This window comes from Janthinobacterium sp. BHSEK (assembly GCF_056174685.1).
Genome location: NZ_JBWBYV010000074.1, coordinates 1 through 15,740 on the forward strand (window position 1 = coordinate 1; position 15,740 = coordinate 15,740).

Below are 15,740 nucleotides of genomic sequence, written 5' to 3' on the forward strand. Positions count from 1 at the left end.
CACGACGCTCAATTTCGACGGCCGCGATACGAGCTATATGGTGCCCGTGCAGGTGCAGGGCTGGGATGCCGCCAACGCCACGCAGTTGTTTCCGCCCAAGGACCCGGCCGGCAGCCGCCTGACGGATGGCGGCAGCGCACAAACCACACTCACCAGCGTGGATCCGAAGCTATTTACGCTGGGCGTGGCCCGCGCCGCGATGGCTTACCGCTTTCCTGGGGCCAATGGCGTGGTGGCGCAAGTCTTACCCACCGACGTGCTGTTGCGCGCATCGAGCAGTTATCAGGATATCAGCGCCACGTCGGCAGGCTTTGGCAATGAGGGCAAGCTGACGATACTGGCGGGCCGCCTGATGGTGCCGCATGACTACGGTTCCGAGCGCTATCCCGTGCGGCTGGCGGTGCAGGCGCAGTACTGGGACGGCAAGACCTGGGTCACCAGTCTGCTCGACAGCATCAGCGCGTTCGGCAACACCCAGGTGGTGTTTGCTAATTGCAAGAAAACACTGGAGTGCAAGGACTTTGCATTCCCCGCTGGCACTACTATTACTTATACGGTCGACAAGGGCGTCTTGCCGCTGAATAAACGCCTGACCCTGGCGGCACCCGGCGGGGGCAAGACGGGCAGCGTCGACGTTTCCGTCTCCGGTCATCCCTACCTGCCCAGCACGGTGGGCACCGTCGTCTTTGGCGTCTTCAAATCGGGTCCCGTGATTTACCTGCGCGAGATGTATTGAGCCAGAACAAAGGGTGGGCGCAGAAAGGGGGAAAAACCAGTAACATGCCTGGCTGTGGCATTTCCCCCAACCTCAGACTGGAGTTTCTATGAGCACATCTTCGCAGTGGATCGATATCGCCGGCCCGGACGGCAGCTTCCAGGCTTACCTTGCCGTGCCGCACGTGGGCAAGGGTCCCGCCATTATCCTGTTGCAGGAAATTTTCGGCGTCAACGAGCACATCCGCGCCGTGGCCGACCAGTACGCCGCCGATGGTTATGTGGTGCTGGTGCCGGACCTGTTCTGGCGCGCCGGCGCACACATCGAGCTGGGCTATGACGCGGATGGCTGGAAGCGCGCCGTCGAACTGATGCAGGCCACCGACAATCCGCACGCCGACGCCGATATCGCCGCCACCGTCGCCGTCCTGCGCGCCCGCCCGGAAGTGACGGGCAAACTCGCTTCGGTCGGCTACTGCTTCGGCGGCAGGCTATCGTTCCAGACGGCCGCGGCCGGCCTGGCCGACGCCGCCATCGCCTATTACGGCGGCGGCATCCAGAACAAGCTGGACCTGGCCGACAAGATCCAGGTGCCGCTGCTCATGCATTTCGGCGGCCAGGACAGCCATATTCCGCCGGAAGCCGTGCAAAAGATCGCCGAGCGCTTCGAAGACCGGCAAGACGTGGAAATCCATATCTACCCAGGCGCCGAGCACGGTTTCAACTGCACCCACCGCGACAGCTACCAGCAGCGCGCCGCAGCCCACGCGCACGGCAATTCCTTGATTTTCTTGGCGGAAAATCTATAAGAGAGCCAGCCCAGGCTGGCCGGTTGCCATGGTTTGCTCAGCAGCAAAGCCGCATGGGCGCTAAAATAGCGGCTGTGCCGGGCAACTCCGGCCGGCCGGGCGCGGCGCCCGGCAAACCTGGATGAGGAACCGAATTAAAGATGGCCCAAGTAATTGTTTCTGTAACATTGGCGGCAAGCGCCGAACGCGTGTGGGATTTTATCGGCGGCTTCCAGTCGCTGGCTGAATGGTCGAGCTCCATCAAGACCAGCCTGTCCGAACACGGCGGCCGCGTGCGCCGCCTGAAAACCACGGACGGCGCCATCATCGCCGAACGCCTGCAAAGCTACAGCGAAGCGGACAAGAGCTACAGCTACACCATCGTCTCGGGCCCGATCCCCGTCAAGAACTACCGTTCCACCCTGCGCGTCACGGGCGAACCGGGCGCGAATGAGTGCGTGGCGCAATGGTCGAGCGAGTTCGACGCGGCCGAAGGCGTGGAAGAGGTCATGGTGGGCGCGTTCCAGCATTTGTACGAGACGGCATTCGTCGACCTGAAACGCATCATGGCGATTTGAATCAAAGAGCGTAGGTCGGATTAGCGGCTACGCCGCGTAATCCGACACCACCACCGGCGCTAACAATGTTGTCGGATTAGTGGGGCGATGCCCCGCTAATCCGACCTACGCTTGACGTTAGCGCTTCACTTTTCCAAATGCCTCGCCCTTGTTCCACACCGGCAAATTCTTGTCGTTCGCTACTTCGTAGCCCAGGTTCAAGGTGAACTGCGCCTGCTGCACCATGCCCGACAAGTCCCACGACGGGTGGTACTCATCCGTTACCTGATGGTAATCCTTTTTGAAGGCGACCAGGCGTTCGCTGGACGCCTTCGGCTCGTGGACGAAGTCGAACGAGCCGTCGCCGGAAAACACCGCCGAGCCCACGTTGAAGGCGGGCACGCCGGCTTTGGCAAAGGCAAAATGGTCGGCCCGGTAAAACGCGCCGGACAGGTCGGGGATGGTCGGCGCCAGGCGCAAGCCCATGCGCTTGGCCACCTTGGCGGCGCTCGCGTACAGGCTGCTGCGCTCGGCGCCGGCCACGCCGATGTCGCGCGTCTTGCCGACGAAATTCATGCTGTCGAGGTTGAGGTCGGCGGCCGTCTTCGCCAGCGGCCACAAGGGCTTGTGCGTGTAGGCCGTGCTGCCCAGCATGCCCGTTTCCTCGCCGGCCGGCCACAGGAAGATCTGCGTGCGCCGCGCCGGCTGTTTCACGGCCACTTGCGCCATGGCCAGCAGGGCCGCCGCGCCCGAGGCATTGTCGATGGCGCCGTTGTAGATGTGGTCGCTCTGCCCTGTGCGGGCGCTGCCTTCATCATCCTTGCCCAGGTGGTCCCAGTGCGCCGAGTAAATCACGGCCTCGTCCTTCAGTATCGGGTCGGTCCCCGGCACGATGCCGGCCACGTTGAATTGCTCGATGCTGCGGATCTGGCTGTTCAGTGCTACCTTGACCGTCGCGTTCAGGGCCACGGGGCGGAATTCGCGCGTTTCGGCCTGGGCGCGCAAGGCGTCCAGGTCTTGTCCGGCTTGCTGGAACAGCGCGCGCGCCATGTCTTCCTGCAGCCAGCCTTCCATCGCATTGCCCGCGCCGGCCAGGCTGAAGCGCTCGTGGCCGAAGCCGTTGGCGGGCACCGACCATGGGTAGGAAGCGGATTCGGTCGTATGGATCAGCAAGACGCCGGCGGCGCCCTGGCGCAGCGCTTCCTCGTACTTGTAGACCCAGCGGCCGTAATACGTGAGGGACTTGCCGGCAAAACGGTTTGGTTCGGCGGCGGTCGGCTGCGGGTCGTTGACCATCATGATGACGAGCTTGCCCTTCAGATCGGCGCCCTTGAAATCGTCCCAGCGTTCTTCGGGCGCGCGGATGCCGTAGCCGGCAAACACCACGGGCGCGTCGAACGCCACTGTCTGCTGGCCATTCGCCGCGCCAAAGACGATGTCCTTGCCGAAGGCGGGAGACATGGTCTTGCCGCCCGCGCTGAAGGTGACTTTGCTCGATGGCAAGGCCTTGCTGCCGACGATGGTCAGCGCCTGGCGGTAGCTGCCATCCTGTAACGGTTGCAAGCCGGCTACGGCCGCCTGCGTTTCCAGGTAGCGCACGGCCAGGTCGCCGCCGCGCTGGCCCGTGCCGCGTCCTTCCAGCAAGTCGTCGGCCAGGAAGGACAGATGGGCGCGCAAAGGCGCTTCGGCGACGAGCGGTTGGGCGAGGGCGGCCGTGCTGAACAGGCTGGCGGCGAGGACGAAAGGAAAGCGCATGACAACTCCAAAAGTGAATACGGGAAAGCAAAGCAGCGACAATCTTACTCTACCGCAATGCTCTGGCGTAGCGCGCGGCGCGCGCAAGCCGATTGCGGCCACAATGGCCGCTGGTCCACCGACAAGGAGCGTTCCATGACTAGCCCTGACTTGCATTCAAGCAATACCCTGCGTACCGCCGACGGCACCTTGATTTATTACAAGGACTGGGGCAGCGGCCCGCCCGTCGTTTTCAGCCACGGCTGGCCCCTGTCATCCGACGCCTGGGAAGACCAGATGTTTTATCTGGCCGCGCACGGCTACCGCGTCATCGCGCACGACCGGCGCGGCCATGGCCGTTCCAGCCAGCCCTTCGACGGCAACGACATGGATACCTATGCCGACGACCTGGCCGCGCTGATCGACGCACTCGACTTGGCGGGCGCCACCCTCGTGGGTCACTCGACGGGCGGAGGCGAGGTGGCGCGCTACATCGGCCGCCATGGCACGCAGCGCCTGGCCGGCGCCGTGCTGGTGGGCGCCGTGCCGCCGCTGATGCTGCAAACCGCCGATAACCCGCTGGGCTTGCCGCTCTCCGTTTTTGATGCCATCCGCGCCGGCGTGCAGGCCGACCGCAGCGCCTTCTTCCGCGACTTGAGCGAGGCCTTCTATGGTTACAACCGGCCCGGCGCCACGCCGTCGCAGGGCGTGCGCGAGCACTTCTGGCTGCAGGGCATGCAGGCGGGCATGCCTGCATCGTATTTATGCATCAAGCAATTTTCGGAAACGGATTTCACCAGCGACCTGGCCAAATTCGACGTGCCGACCCTGGTGATCCATGGCGACGACGACCAGATCGTGCCGATCGCCGCCTCGGCGCGGCGCACGGCTGAGCTCATCATCGGCAGCAAATTGCTCGTGTACGCGGGCGCGCCGCACGGCCTGGCGACGACGCACAAGGACCGCCTGAACGAGGACTTGCTGGAGTTCCTGCGCCACTCGGTCGATGCGGCAAGCAATATCGAGGCGCATCTGTAAAACAGCCGAATCTATTGTAAAACACATAATATTGCTTGGTTTTTGCACCAATTGCGTGCGGATCGCCGATTTTTCTGCGTTTTAGGATGCAAAAAATGGCGTTCTGCCGCCTCGTTCCACCCGGTATGGTCCAGTAAAGAGTAAACTAGCAGATACACTCTTTCGCATTGGGCGATTCGAGCGAACTTGTGAGTGATTTCATGTCTGATACACCAATTTCCTTATTTTCCGACCTTAACCTGAGCGAGCCGCTGGTTCGCGCGCTCAAGGATGTCGGTTACGAAACACCGTCGCCTATCCAGGCGGCCACGATTCCATTATTGCTCGCCAACCGCGACGTGCTGGGCCAGGCGCAAACGGGCACGGGTAAGACCGCCGCCTTCGCCTTGCCTATCCTGTCGCGCATCGATCTGAAACAAAGCTCACCCCAAGCCCTGGTCCTGGCACCGACGCGCGAACTGGCCATCCAGGTCGCCGAAGCGTTCCAGGTGTACGCCGCCCACATTCCCGGCTTCCACGTGCTGCCGATCTACGGCGGCCAAAGCTACGGCCCGCAGCTGTCGGCCCTGCGCCGCGGCGTGCACGTCATCGTCGGCACCCCGGGCCGCGTCATCGATCACCTGGACAAGGGTTCGCTCGACCTGTCCAAGCTGAAAACCCTGGTGCTGGACGAAGCCGATGAAATGCTGCGCATGGGCTTTATCGACGATGTCGAACGTATTTTGAAAGAAACCCCGGAAGGCCATCAAACGGCCCTGTTCTCGGCCACCATGCCTTCCGTCATCAAGCGCATCGCCACCACCTACCTGGTGAACCCGGCCGAAGTGACGGTCGCCGCCAAGACGGGCACGGCCGACAACATCCGCCAGCGCTACTGGCTCGTGTCGGGCATGCACAAGCTCGACGCGCTGACGCGCATCCTGGAAGCGGAAGCGTTTGACGGCATGATCATCTTCGCCCGCACCAAGCTGGGCACGGAAGAGCTGGCCGGCAAGCTGCAAGCCCGCGGCTTCTCGGCCGCCGCCATCAATGGCGACATCCAGCAAGCGCAGCGCGAGCGCACGATCCAGCAATTAAAAGACGGCAAGATCGACATTTTGGTCGCAACCGACGTGGCCGCCCGCGGCCTGGATGTCGAGCGCATCAGCCACGTCGTCAACTACGACGTGCCGCACGATCCGGAAAGCTATACCCACCGCATCGGCCGCACGGGCCGCGCCGGCCGCAGCGGCGAAGCAATCCTGTTCATCACCCCGCGTGAAAAGAACTTGTTGAAAGCTATCGAACGCTCGACCCGCCAGCCGATCGGCATGCTGGAACTGCCGACGATCCAGGCCGTCAACGACGTGCGTATCGCCAAGTTCAAGGAACAGATCAGCGAAACCCTGGCTTTGGGCGAACTGGAGCAGTTCCAGTCGCTGATCGAGGATTTCGAACGCGAACAGAACATTCCCGCCATCGAAATCGCCGCCGCGCTGGCGAAGATGGCGCGTGGCAATGTGCCTTTGTTGCTGGACAAGAACAAGGCGCGCGAGCAAGCAACGTGGCAAGACGACCGCCCCGTGCGCCAGGACCGCTTTGAGCGCAACGACCGTCCGGAACGGGGCGACCGCTTCGAGCGCAGCGACCGTGGCGAACGCCCGGCCTTCCCGAAAAAGGAACGCATCCAGCGTCCAGCCGACGCCGGCATGCAGACGTTCCGTATTGAGGTAGGTCATCAACATGGCGTAAAACCGGGCAATATCGTGGGCGCCATCGCCAACGAAGCGGGCATCGATTCGAAAAACATCGGCCGCATCGAAATCTATGACGACTACAGCGTCCTGGACTTGCCGGACAGCATGCCGAAAGAATTGCTGGACCAGCTGAAAACCGTGTGGGTCGCGGGCCAGCAGCTGCGCATCAGCCGTGACGGCGACGCGCCGGACCTGGCGCCGCCAGCCGCGCCGCGCAAGCCGTTCGCCGCCAAGTCCGCGCCAGCGGATGCGGGCGAGGCAGCACCTGCGCCGCGCGCGCCGAAGAAGGAACGTCCACGCCCGGGCGTGACGGCTTACCGCATCGAAGTGGGTCGTGAGCACGCCGTGACGCCAAGCAACATCGTGGGCGCCATCGCCAACGAAGCGAACCTGGAAGCCAAGCATATCGGCCGCATCGATATCTTTGACAATTACAGCGTGCTGGACTTGCCGGAAGGCATGCCGCCGGAAATCCTCGACCACCTGAAATCGGTCGTGGTGTCGGGCCAGAAACTGCGCATCAGCCTCGATGACGGCACGACGGAGCGCAAGCCTGCGCCACCGCGTCCGAAATCGCCACCGCGTAAATCATTCAAGTAAGCTGTCCCTTCCCAGGCGCCTCCCCGGCGCCTGTGTCGCGGATTGGAGACAGTTCCCCCACTGGCGCGTTCGCGCCAGTTTTTATTTTCCCTCAAGAAACGATTGGGATTGCCGCATTATGCTTGCCGGCAGGCCCCGCCATGGGCCGGCGCTTATTACGGCGCTTGTGCATTTTTTTTATCGGCGCAAGCACCGTCTTTATTGCCTGCCGCATCGATACATAATTTTTTATTAATTATTGTATCTGCGCGCAATTTAAATTTTGTATTTCAATAAAATCAAGCAAGTTGAGTCAAAGTAAATTCTAAAACATAAATGAATTGATTTTTATTAAATTGTTTGACCAGCGTCACTGTCGCCGAGGCGATATATCATGGGTGCTTGATGTGGTATATTGTTTTTATGTTTTTGTTATGCTAGTTGAAAAAAATAGAGGAGCGACGATGCGGGTCAATACGCCTATCACGCAAAATGAATACGTATTAAATGAAGGCATGACGATTGTTTCCACCACGGATTTACAGGGAAACATCAATTACGCCAATCAGTATTTCATTGAGGTCAGCGGTTTTTCAGAAATGGAACTGCTGGGTGCGCCACAGAATATCCTGCGGCATCCCGATATGCCGGCCGAAGCGTTTGCCGACCTGTGGGACACCATCAAGACGGGCATGCCGTGGACCGGCATGGTCAAGAACCGCTGCAAGAATGGCGATTTCTATTGGGTCTTCGCCAATATCACGCCCGTCATCGAAAACGGCCGCCCGATCGGCTATATGTCCGTGCGCACCAAGCCCACGCGCGAGCAGATCAACGAAGCGGCAGCCCTGTATAAAAGTTTTAAAGACGGCAATAGCGCGAACCTGGCGATCCGCAATGGCCGCGTCGTGCGTCAGGGCTGGGCCGCCAAGCTGGCCGAGTGGCGCAAGCTGACCCTGTCGCAAGACCTGGCCCTGCATTGCATCGTCTTTGGCGTGGTGCTGGCCATCCTCGGCTGCGCCGTGTGGAATATCGACGGCGACACGAGCACGGCCACGCGCAGCTGGCTCAGCGGCGCTGCTGCTGCCGCCGTGGCGCTGATGCTGTATTTCTGGGCCCATCTGCACAACTCCCTCGTCGCGCCGCTGGGCGACGCCATCACGGTGGCGCGCAAGATGGCCGGTGGCGACTTGACGGGCGTCATCGACAAGGTGCGCGACGATGACATGGGTCAATTGATGGCAGCCTTGCGCCAGACCAACATCAACTTGCACAGCATCATCGGCGACGTGCGCGCCAACTTCGAGGATATCCGCATCACCACGGCGGAAATCGCCACGGGCAATATGGACTTGTCCAGCCGCACGGAGTCGCAGGCCTCCAGCCTGGAGCAGACGGCGGCCAGCATGGAAGAACTGACGTCGACCGTGCAAAACAGCGCCGACCATGTGGCCACGGCCAACGACCTGGCGGCGCAGGCATCGACCGTCGCGGCCAAGGGCGGCACCATCGTCAGCGAAGTGGTCACCACGATGGACGAGATCAGCTCTTCGTCGCGCAAGATTCTCGACATCATCGGCCTCATCGACGGCATCGCCTTCCAGACGAACATCCTGGCCTTGAACGCGGCCGTGGAAGCGGCGCGCGCGGGCGAGCACGGCCGCGGCTTTGCCGTCGTGGCGGGCGAAGTACGCAGCCTGGCGCAGCGCTCGGCCACCGCGGCGAAAGAGGTCAAGAATCTGATCGACCATTCGATCGCCACCGTGAATGCGGGCAGCGTGCTGACCAGCAATGCGGGCGCCACCATGGCGGAAGTGATCGCGTCCGTGGCCCGGGTGACGGAAGTGATGGACGAGATTTCCTCGACCACGCGCGAGCAGAACCAGGGCATCGGCCAGGTCAACCAGGCCGTCATCCACATGGATGGCATCACGCAGCAGAATGCGGCCCTGGTCGAGCAGGCGGCCGCCGCCGCCACCAGCCTGGCGCAGCGCACGGAGAGCGTGGCCCAGTCGATCGGCATCTTCAAATTGAAGGCCTCGCCCAAGCGCAAGGCTGCAGGCGTGAGGCGCAGCGTGGGCGCTGGCGTCGCGTCGCGGGCCTTGCTGAAGGTACGCTAAGACGATCATCCCGCCAGCGCACCGTTGGCGGGTTTTACTTCCGTACCCGATACACTTCCCCGCTGCGTACCTTCTTCACCACCCCATCCCCGCCAAACAGAATCACATATTCTCCCTGCGTGCCCGGGGCGGCCGGGTAGGTGTACATCCACACTTCCTTGCCGCTGTCGAAGCGGATCAATGTGCTGTCGCCCAGCGCGGCGCGCACCTGCTCGCGCGTGCTGCTGCCCACTTGCACCGTCTGTTCCAGGGTGGCGTAAGGCACATTCTTGCTTGCCTGCAAGGCGCGCGTGCCGGAGCAGGCGGTGAGCAGCACCAGCATGGCGATCAGCAGCCATTTCATGGCGCCACCTCGTCCATATAGTCAAATTCCAGCAGGGTATCGTCGGGCCAGCTGGCATCCCACAGGGGCGCGTAATACGTGCGGTCAAGCAAGACCTGGCAATCGCAATAGGGCAGCGAGGCGGGTGTTTGCTCGCCGCCCGCGTACAGCATGGCGAACGGCAGGGCCAGGCGGCGTTCGCCATGCACGAGGGTCACGCCGAACAGGGGTCGCTCCGTAAAGAACAGATAATTGCCGTCCGGCTGCGAGCAGACCTTGTCGGTGCTGTAGAGCATGCTGGAGAGCCAGGCGATGATTTGCGGGTCGTTCGAGATCAGGCCCGAATCCATGCCGGCGCGGCATTCCAGGCGCAAGTCGCCCAGGCGCCGCGTGCCGGGCGGCAAGCCGGGCGTGATCACCTGCGCGCGCCAGCTCATGGTGGAAGCCCTGCGGTTGGCGATCAGCACGGCGTCTTCGCGCACCGCTTGTGCATTGCGCACGGGAGCAAAGCTGTTGTCCTCGGCCAGCGGTAACGGGATGCTGACGGTGTCGCCCGCGATGCGCAGCTGCACGCCCCTCATGTCCACGCCGGGCTGGCGCGGCAGCAGACGAAAGCGCAGCACGGCCTGCGGCGCCAGCGCATGGTCGCGCTCGAAGCGGTCCACGCCCTGCAGCATCTTGCGGTAGGATTTGTCGACGGGGTCGCGCGTGGCGTCCACTTTCACTTGCGGCACGGGCGCGGTTTGCGCCTGCGCAACAGCGCTGGAGAGTGGACCGGCGAGCAAGCCAGCGAGCAGCAGGGAGAGAGGAATGCGCATGGCTTGATGCTACGCTTTTTTGCGCGGCGGCCACGCACGGGTGGGTCTATCAGTACTCGCTATATTTACGCGCATCGCCGCGCACCTGCCGCGCCGGGTATTTCTGCGCGTTCAGTGCCATCTTTTCCAGCACGGCCGCGTGCAGGTCGACGCCGCTCTTGTCGGCCAGGCGCACCAGATACATCAGCACGTCGGCCAGCTCGTGGCGGATGCCCGTGCGTTTCGCCTCGTCCAGCTCGGCGTCCGCCCCCGTGGGCAGCCACTGGTAGTGCTCCACCAGTTCCGCCACTTCCACGGACAGGGCCATGGCCAGGTTCTTCGGCGTGTGGAACTGGTCCCAGTCGCGCTCGGCGGCAAAGGCGCGCAGGCGCGCGCGGATGTCGAGCAGGCTGTCGGATGGGGCGCTCATGCGGCCGCCCGCAGCGGTTTTTCCATGAAGACACTGAATGGATCGTCGGGATAGCCGCCGTAGGGCCCGCGCCGCTGGTAGCCGTGGCGCGCGTACAGGGCGATGGCCTCGGGCTGGTGGATGCCCGTTTCTAACGTCAGCAAGCGGCAGCCGCGCGCCAGCGCCTGCTCTTCCAGCAGTGCCAGCAGGCGCTTGGCCAGGCCCAGGCCGCGGCTGTCCGGGTGCACATACATGCGCTTGAGCTCGCCGAAATCGGGCGTGACGACGATGGCGCCGCAGGCGCGCGCCGTGCCCGCCGCATCGCGGGCGACGGCGAACAGCAGGGTGTCCGGCGGCAACGATGCCAGGTCCAGCGAGTAGACGCACTCGGCCGGATACAGCGTTTGTTGATAGGCATCAAGCTCGGCGATCAGGGTTTGCACGTCCGCTTGCTGCGGCGATTCCAGGTGAATTTGCATGGGGGAAAGCACGTTAACTGAGATTGCCCCCATGGTATCACTGCGGCCGCGCCAGGCGCATGGCGAGGCCGATGGGCGACATCACAAAACCCATCAGTTCCTGCGCCTCGCCGCCATCGGGCGTGTCGACGCCGGCGATGTCGAAGCTGCCCAGCAGCATGGCCATGGCGATCTTAATTTCCAACAAGGCCAGATAGCGGCCCGGGCACGTGCGCAAGCCGGCGCCGAAGGGCATCGAAGCGCGCTTGTTGTTCGCCTCGCCGCTGTCGGCCAGCCATCGTTCGGGCTGGAAGGCCTGCGCGTCGGGAAAGTGCGCATCGGATACGGTGTCATTGCGCATCACGCACCAGACCAGGGTGCCGGCCGGCACGGCGATGTCGCCGATGACCGTGTCGCGCAACGCCTCGACGGGCAGGAAGGGCGCCACCGGTTTCAAGCGCATGGCTTCGCTGGCGCAGGCGCCCAGGTAATCGAGGCTATCCATCTGCTCGATGGTGAAGTGGGCCGTGTCGGGCGCCAGGCGCCGCACTTCCTCGCACGCCCGCGCCAGGCATGCCGGATGGCGTTGCAGCAGGTAAATTATCCAGGACACCGTGTTGGCCGTCGTATCCTCGCCCGCCAGCAACATGGTCAGCACATTGCCGGCCACGTTGCGGTCCGTCACGCCGCTGCCTTCCAGGTCGGCGGCGGCGATCATGGCTTCGAGCAGGTTGGGCGGATGCGCGCGGCGCGCCGGGTCGTGCGCCATGCGCGTGCGCGCCTGCTGCACCAGGTCCGCCACGGCGGCGGACAGGGCCGCCACGTCGCGGTCCAGGCGGCGGTCGATGGGCAGCTTGACATAGCGCCAGTACGGGAACATGGACAGGCTGCGCCGCGCCACGGCGGGCAGGATGTCGTCCATGTGGCGCTGGATCACGTCTTCGCCCGATTCGAGTGTGTTGACTTCCGTGCCGAAGGCCAGGCCGGCGATGATGTCGACCGTGTAGCGTTTCAGGTCGCCATCGAGGTCGATCGCCTGGCCTTGCGTGGCGGCCAGATGCCAGCGCCGCTGCAGGCGCTGCGCCACCGTCACCAGCGCGGGGAAATAGGCCTTGATGGCGCCCGGCGCCATGCCGGCCATCACCATGCGGCGCTGGTTGCGCCACTCCGTGCCCTCGGCCAGGAACAGGCCGGGGATGCCGCCCATTTCCTCGGACACGACGGAGCTGCTCAGGGGGCGGCGAAAACCGTCGGGCCGGTCGCGCAGCACGGCGCCGACGGCCTCGCTGTCGGCCACCACCAGCACCAGGGTGCGGCCGAACCAGGCGCGCATGAAGGGGCCGTAGCGCTGTACCCACTGTTCCACGTCGCGGTGGATGCGCGTGAGCTTGAGCTGCAGGCTGTTGCCGACGATGGGCAGGGCGAAGGGTCCCGGCAGGCGGCGGATCTGGCGCAAGGGCGTGGCGACGGCGGGGGCGGCGGCATGGTCGAGCGGGGGCATGGCGGACTCCTGGTGGATGGCGACAATGACATCACTGTAGCGCGCTTGCGCGCCCGCGTCTTGAACGAATACGACATCGTGCGGCGCCCGGCTTTGCCGGTACAATCGTCGCCATGCCTGCCGCCCATACGCCCCTGACCCGTCTGATCGCACCGCGCGCCGCGCTCGCTTCCTGCGTGCGCGCCATGCTCGTGCGCGACACCACGGGCTGCGCGCCCCTGCAGCCGGCCCAGCGCCTGAACCGCTTTCCCGCCGCGCCCATGTGCAGCATCGTCTGGACCGTCGCCGGCCACGTGGAAGCGGCCGCGCCGGGCCTGTCGCTGCCGGACGTGCGCATGCCGCCCGCGCTGTTCGGCGGCCCCCGTTCGTATCCGCTGGTCAGCTACAACCCCGGCCCCGTGCATTCGTTTATCGTGATGTTTTATCCGGCCGCCCTGCATGCGTTGACGGGCATCTCGATGGATGCCTTGCTGGACCAGTTCCGCCCCCTGGGCGCGCTGTTCGATGCCGACTGGCTGGCCCTGTCCGACGCCGTGCTGGCCGCGCCGGACGACGAGGCCCGCGTCAGGCTGGTGGAGGATTTTCTCGCGCCCCGCTGGCAGCTGGCGCGCAAGAGCGGCGACCATCCGGCCGGCGCCATCCAGGACTGGGTGCGCCGCCTGGGCGTGCAGGCCGCATCGACGGGCCTGGCCAGCAGCGCGCGCCATATCGAGCGCCGCATCAAGGCCTGGGCCGGCCAGCCCATGCGCACCTTGCGCCGCATGCGCCGCGCGGAACAGCTGTTTCTCGACGAGCGCGGCGCCATCCTGCAGGGCACGGCGTCCTGGTCCGACGTTGCCGCCAGCGGCGGCTACGCCGACCAGGCGCATTTCTGCCGCGAGACGCGCGCAATCACGGGCTTGAGCCCCACGGAACTGGCGCGCGCCATGAAGGAAGATGAAAGCTACTGGATCTACCGGATATGGGCGTAGGTCGGATTAGCTCGTAGAGCGTAATCCGACAACATCGTTGGCGCGGGCGGTGACGGTGTCGGATTACGCGAGGCGTTGCCTCGCTAATCCGACCTACCGTCCGCTGTACATTTTGCCCTTGATAAGACAGCTTCATGGCGCTTCGTGCCGGGCGTCATCATGGGAAAGCTGGCGTAGGTCGGATTAGCTCGTAGAGCGTAATCCGACAACATTGTTGCAAGACGCTGGTGTCGGATTACGCGGCGTCCCGCCGCTCATCCGACCTACTGTTCCTTGTACACCTTGCCCTTGGATAAGGTTACTTCATGGTGCCCCGCGCCGGGCGCCATCATGGGGAAGCAGTTTTCCGCGCCATGCACGCGCACGTCGAGGAAGTACGGGCCCTCGGATGCCAGGCAGGTAGTCAATGCCGCGTCGAGGTCTTCGCGCCGGCTGACCGTGTGCGCCTGCCAGCCGAACGCGCGCGCCAGGGCGACGAAATCGGGCAGCGCCTCCGTGTAGCTGTGGCTGTAGCGCCCGCCGTGTATCAGTTCCTGCCACTGGCGCACCATGCCCATGTAGCCATTGTTCGACAGCACCACCTTCACGGGCAGGCGGTGCTGCACGGCCGTGGCCAGTTCCTGGATATTCATCAGGATCGACGCGTCGCCGCTGACGCACACCACGCATTTTTCGGGATGGGCGATCTGCGCGCCGATGGCGGCCGGCAAGCCATAACCCATGGTGCCGGCGCCGCCCGAGGTCAGCCAGCGGCGCGGCTGCTCGAAACGCAGATGCTGCGCCGCCCACATCTGATGCTGGCCCACGTCGGTGGAGACGATGGCGTCGCCGCCATCCACGCTGTCCAGCGCCGCCTGCAGCCGGCGCATCAGCGCCTGCGGCGCGATGACGTCGGGCGTGTCGTCGAACGCCAGCGAGTCCTGCGCGCGCCAGCCATCGATGCGCTGCCACCACGGCTGACGGTCCGCCAGCAATCGCCCGCGCAGCTGCGCCAGCAGAGCCGCCAGCACGGGCGCGCAATCGCCGCGCAGGGCCACGTCGGCGCGCACCACCTTGCCGATCGACGCCGGGTCGATATCGACGTGGATGATTTTCGCGCCGGGACAAAAGGCGTCCAGCCGTCCCGTCACCCGGTCGTCGAAGCGGGCGCCGACGCAGACGATCAGGTCCGCATGGTGCATGGCCAGGTTCGCTTCCAGGGTGCCGTGCATGCCCAGCATGCCGAGGAAGGCCGGATGCGAGGCGGGAAAGGCGCCCAGGCCCAATAAGGTCAGGGTGCACGGCGCGGCCGCCAGCTTCACCAGCTGGCCGAAGGCGGCGCAGGCGGCGGGGCCGGAATTGATGAGGCCGCCGCCGCCATAGAACACGGGCTGGCGGGCGGAGGCGATCAGGCCGGCGGCCCGTTCGAGATCGGAGGCTGCCGGCATCGGCATCGGGGCCGGCGCGGCAGGGGCAAGCACCGTCGTTTCCCGCACCGGCGCCAGCTGCAGATCCTTGGGAAAATCGACCAGCACGGGGCCGGGCCGGCCCTGCGTGGCCTGCGCGTACGCCTCGCGCACGACGGCCGCCGTCTCATCGGCCGTGCGGATTTGCCGGTTCCACTTGGTGACGGGGCGCGAAATGCCCAGCGCGTCGCATTCCTGGAAGGCGTTCGTGCCGATGCTGGTGGTGGCCACCTGGCCGCTGATGCAGATGACGGGTACCGAATCGCACAGGGCGTCGAGCAAGCCCGTGGTGGTATTGCTCATGCCGGGACCGGACGTGACGAAGACGACGCCGGGCCGGCCCGTGCTGCGCGCATAGCCTTCGGCCGCGTGCACGGCCGCCTGTTCATGGCGCACCAGCACGTGGCGCAGGCGCGGCTGGGCGTGCAGCGCGTCGTACAGGGGCAGCACGGCGCCGCCCGGGTAGCCGAAGACGGTGTCGACGCCCAGCGCCAGCAGGGTGTCGATCAGGGTGCTGGCGCCGTTGCGGGAGGCGCGCGCGAGGAGGGGGGCGGGATCGGGTTTCATGGCC

The 15,740-nt window shown here is 64.6% G+C and carries 14 protein-coding genes; 7 read left to right on the top strand and 7 right to left on the bottom strand.

Annotation, left to right across the window (positions count from 1 at the left end; all coding sequences use genetic code 11):
* From AC0V2Y_RS23075 to AC0V2Y_RS23085, 3 genes are all read left to right on the top strand, one after another.
* Positions 1-736 (top strand): DUF6701 domain-containing protein (locus AC0V2Y_RS23075; protein WP_475414873.1); only part of this gene is annotated, 736 nt, incomplete at its 5' end.
* 88 nt (positions 737-824) lie between these two features.
* A complete protein-coding gene (locus tag AC0V2Y_RS23080; protein ID WP_475414874.1) occupies positions 825-1,523 on the top strand; it encodes a dienelactone hydrolase family protein in 699 nt (232 codons plus the stop codon).
* Positions 1,524-1,663: 140 nt separating this feature from the next.
* Positions 1,664-2,080 (top strand): SRPBCC family protein, encoded by a 417-nt coding sequence (locus AC0V2Y_RS23085; RefSeq protein ID WP_082654475.1) that lies wholly within the window; start codon positions 1,664-1,666, stop codon positions 2,078-2,080.
* Positions 2,081-2,197: 117 nt separating this feature from the next.
* Here AC0V2Y_RS23085 and AC0V2Y_RS23090 read toward each other — a convergent pair whose 3' ends face one another.
* Positions 2,198-3,814, bottom strand: coding sequence for a M28 family peptidase (locus tag AC0V2Y_RS23090; RefSeq protein ID WP_475414875.1), 1,617 nt, complete (start codon positions 3,812-3,814; stop codon positions 2,198-2,200).
* 135 nt (positions 3,815-3,949) lie between these two features.
* On the opposite strand from AC0V2Y_RS23090, the gene AC0V2Y_RS23095 reads away from it, so the two are divergent.
* From AC0V2Y_RS23095 to AC0V2Y_RS23105, 3 genes are all read left to right on the top strand, one after another.
* Positions 3,950-4,831, top strand: coding sequence for an alpha/beta fold hydrolase (locus AC0V2Y_RS23095; RefSeq protein ID WP_475414876.1), 882 nt, complete (start codon positions 3,950-3,952; stop codon positions 4,829-4,831).
* 200 nt (positions 4,832-5,031) lie between these two features.
* On the top strand, positions 5,032-7,167 hold the full coding sequence (locus AC0V2Y_RS23100) for a DEAD/DEAH box helicase (RefSeq protein WP_475414877.1): 2,136 nt from the start codon (positions 5,032-5,034) through the stop codon (positions 7,165-7,167).
* A gap of 443 nt (positions 7,168-7,610) precedes the next feature.
* Positions 7,611-9,266: a methyl-accepting chemotaxis protein gene (locus AC0V2Y_RS23105; RefSeq protein ID WP_475414878.1), complete on the top strand. Its 1,656-nt coding sequence runs from the start codon at positions 7,611-7,613 to the stop codon at positions 9,264-9,266.
* Positions 9,267-9,300: 34 nt separating this feature from the next.
* On the opposite strand, the gene bamE is transcribed toward AC0V2Y_RS23105, so the two are convergent.
* The 5 genes from bamE to AC0V2Y_RS23130 are packed head-to-tail and all read right to left on the bottom strand — an operon-like array spanning position 9,301 to position 12,753.
* The gene (bamE, locus tag AC0V2Y_RS23110; protein WP_475414879.1) at positions 9,301-9,609 is read right to left on the bottom strand and encodes an outer membrane protein assembly factor BamE domain-containing protein; all 309 of its coding nucleotides are present in this window, start codon (positions 9,607-9,609) and stop codon (positions 9,301-9,303) included.
* Positions 9,606-10,406 carry a hypothetical protein gene (locus AC0V2Y_RS23115; RefSeq protein WP_475414880.1) on the bottom strand — a complete coding sequence of 267 codons (801 nt, stop codon included), beginning with the start codon at positions 10,404-10,406 and terminating at the stop codon, positions 9,606-9,608. The genes bamE and AC0V2Y_RS23115 overlap by 4 nt, the downstream gene beginning before the upstream one ends.
* A gap of 49 nt (positions 10,407-10,455) precedes the next feature.
* Positions 10,456-10,815, bottom strand: coding sequence for a nucleotide pyrophosphohydrolase (locus AC0V2Y_RS23120; RefSeq protein ID WP_475414881.1), 360 nt, complete (start codon positions 10,813-10,815; stop codon positions 10,456-10,458).
* A complete protein-coding gene (locus tag AC0V2Y_RS23125; protein WP_475414882.1) occupies positions 10,812-11,273 on the bottom strand; it encodes a GNAT family N-acetyltransferase in 462 nt (153 codons plus the stop codon). Before AC0V2Y_RS23125 ends, AC0V2Y_RS23120 begins: the two co-directional genes overlap by 4 nt.
* A gap of 37 nt (positions 11,274-11,310) precedes the next feature.
* A complete protein-coding gene (locus AC0V2Y_RS23130; RefSeq protein WP_475414883.1) occupies positions 11,311-12,753 on the bottom strand; it encodes a cytochrome P450 in 1,443 nt (480 codons plus the stop codon).
* A 113-nt stretch (positions 12,754-12,866) separates the two neighbouring features.
* Here AC0V2Y_RS23130 and AC0V2Y_RS23135 point away from each other — a divergent pair, with 113 nt between their 5' ends.
* Positions 12,867-13,724 (top strand): helix-turn-helix domain-containing protein, encoded by an 858-nt coding sequence (locus AC0V2Y_RS23135; protein ID WP_475414884.1) that lies wholly within the window; start codon positions 12,867-12,869, stop codon positions 13,722-13,724.
* Between the two features lie 263 nt (positions 13,725-13,987).
* Here the strand turns inward: AC0V2Y_RS23135 and ilvB are convergent, their stop codons facing one another.
* Positions 13,988-15,736: a biosynthetic-type acetolactate synthase large subunit gene (gene ilvB / locus AC0V2Y_RS23140; protein ID WP_475414885.1), complete on the bottom strand. Its 1,749-nt coding sequence runs from the start codon at positions 15,734-15,736 to the stop codon at positions 13,988-13,990.
* Positions 15,737-15,740: the final 4 nt, after the last annotated feature.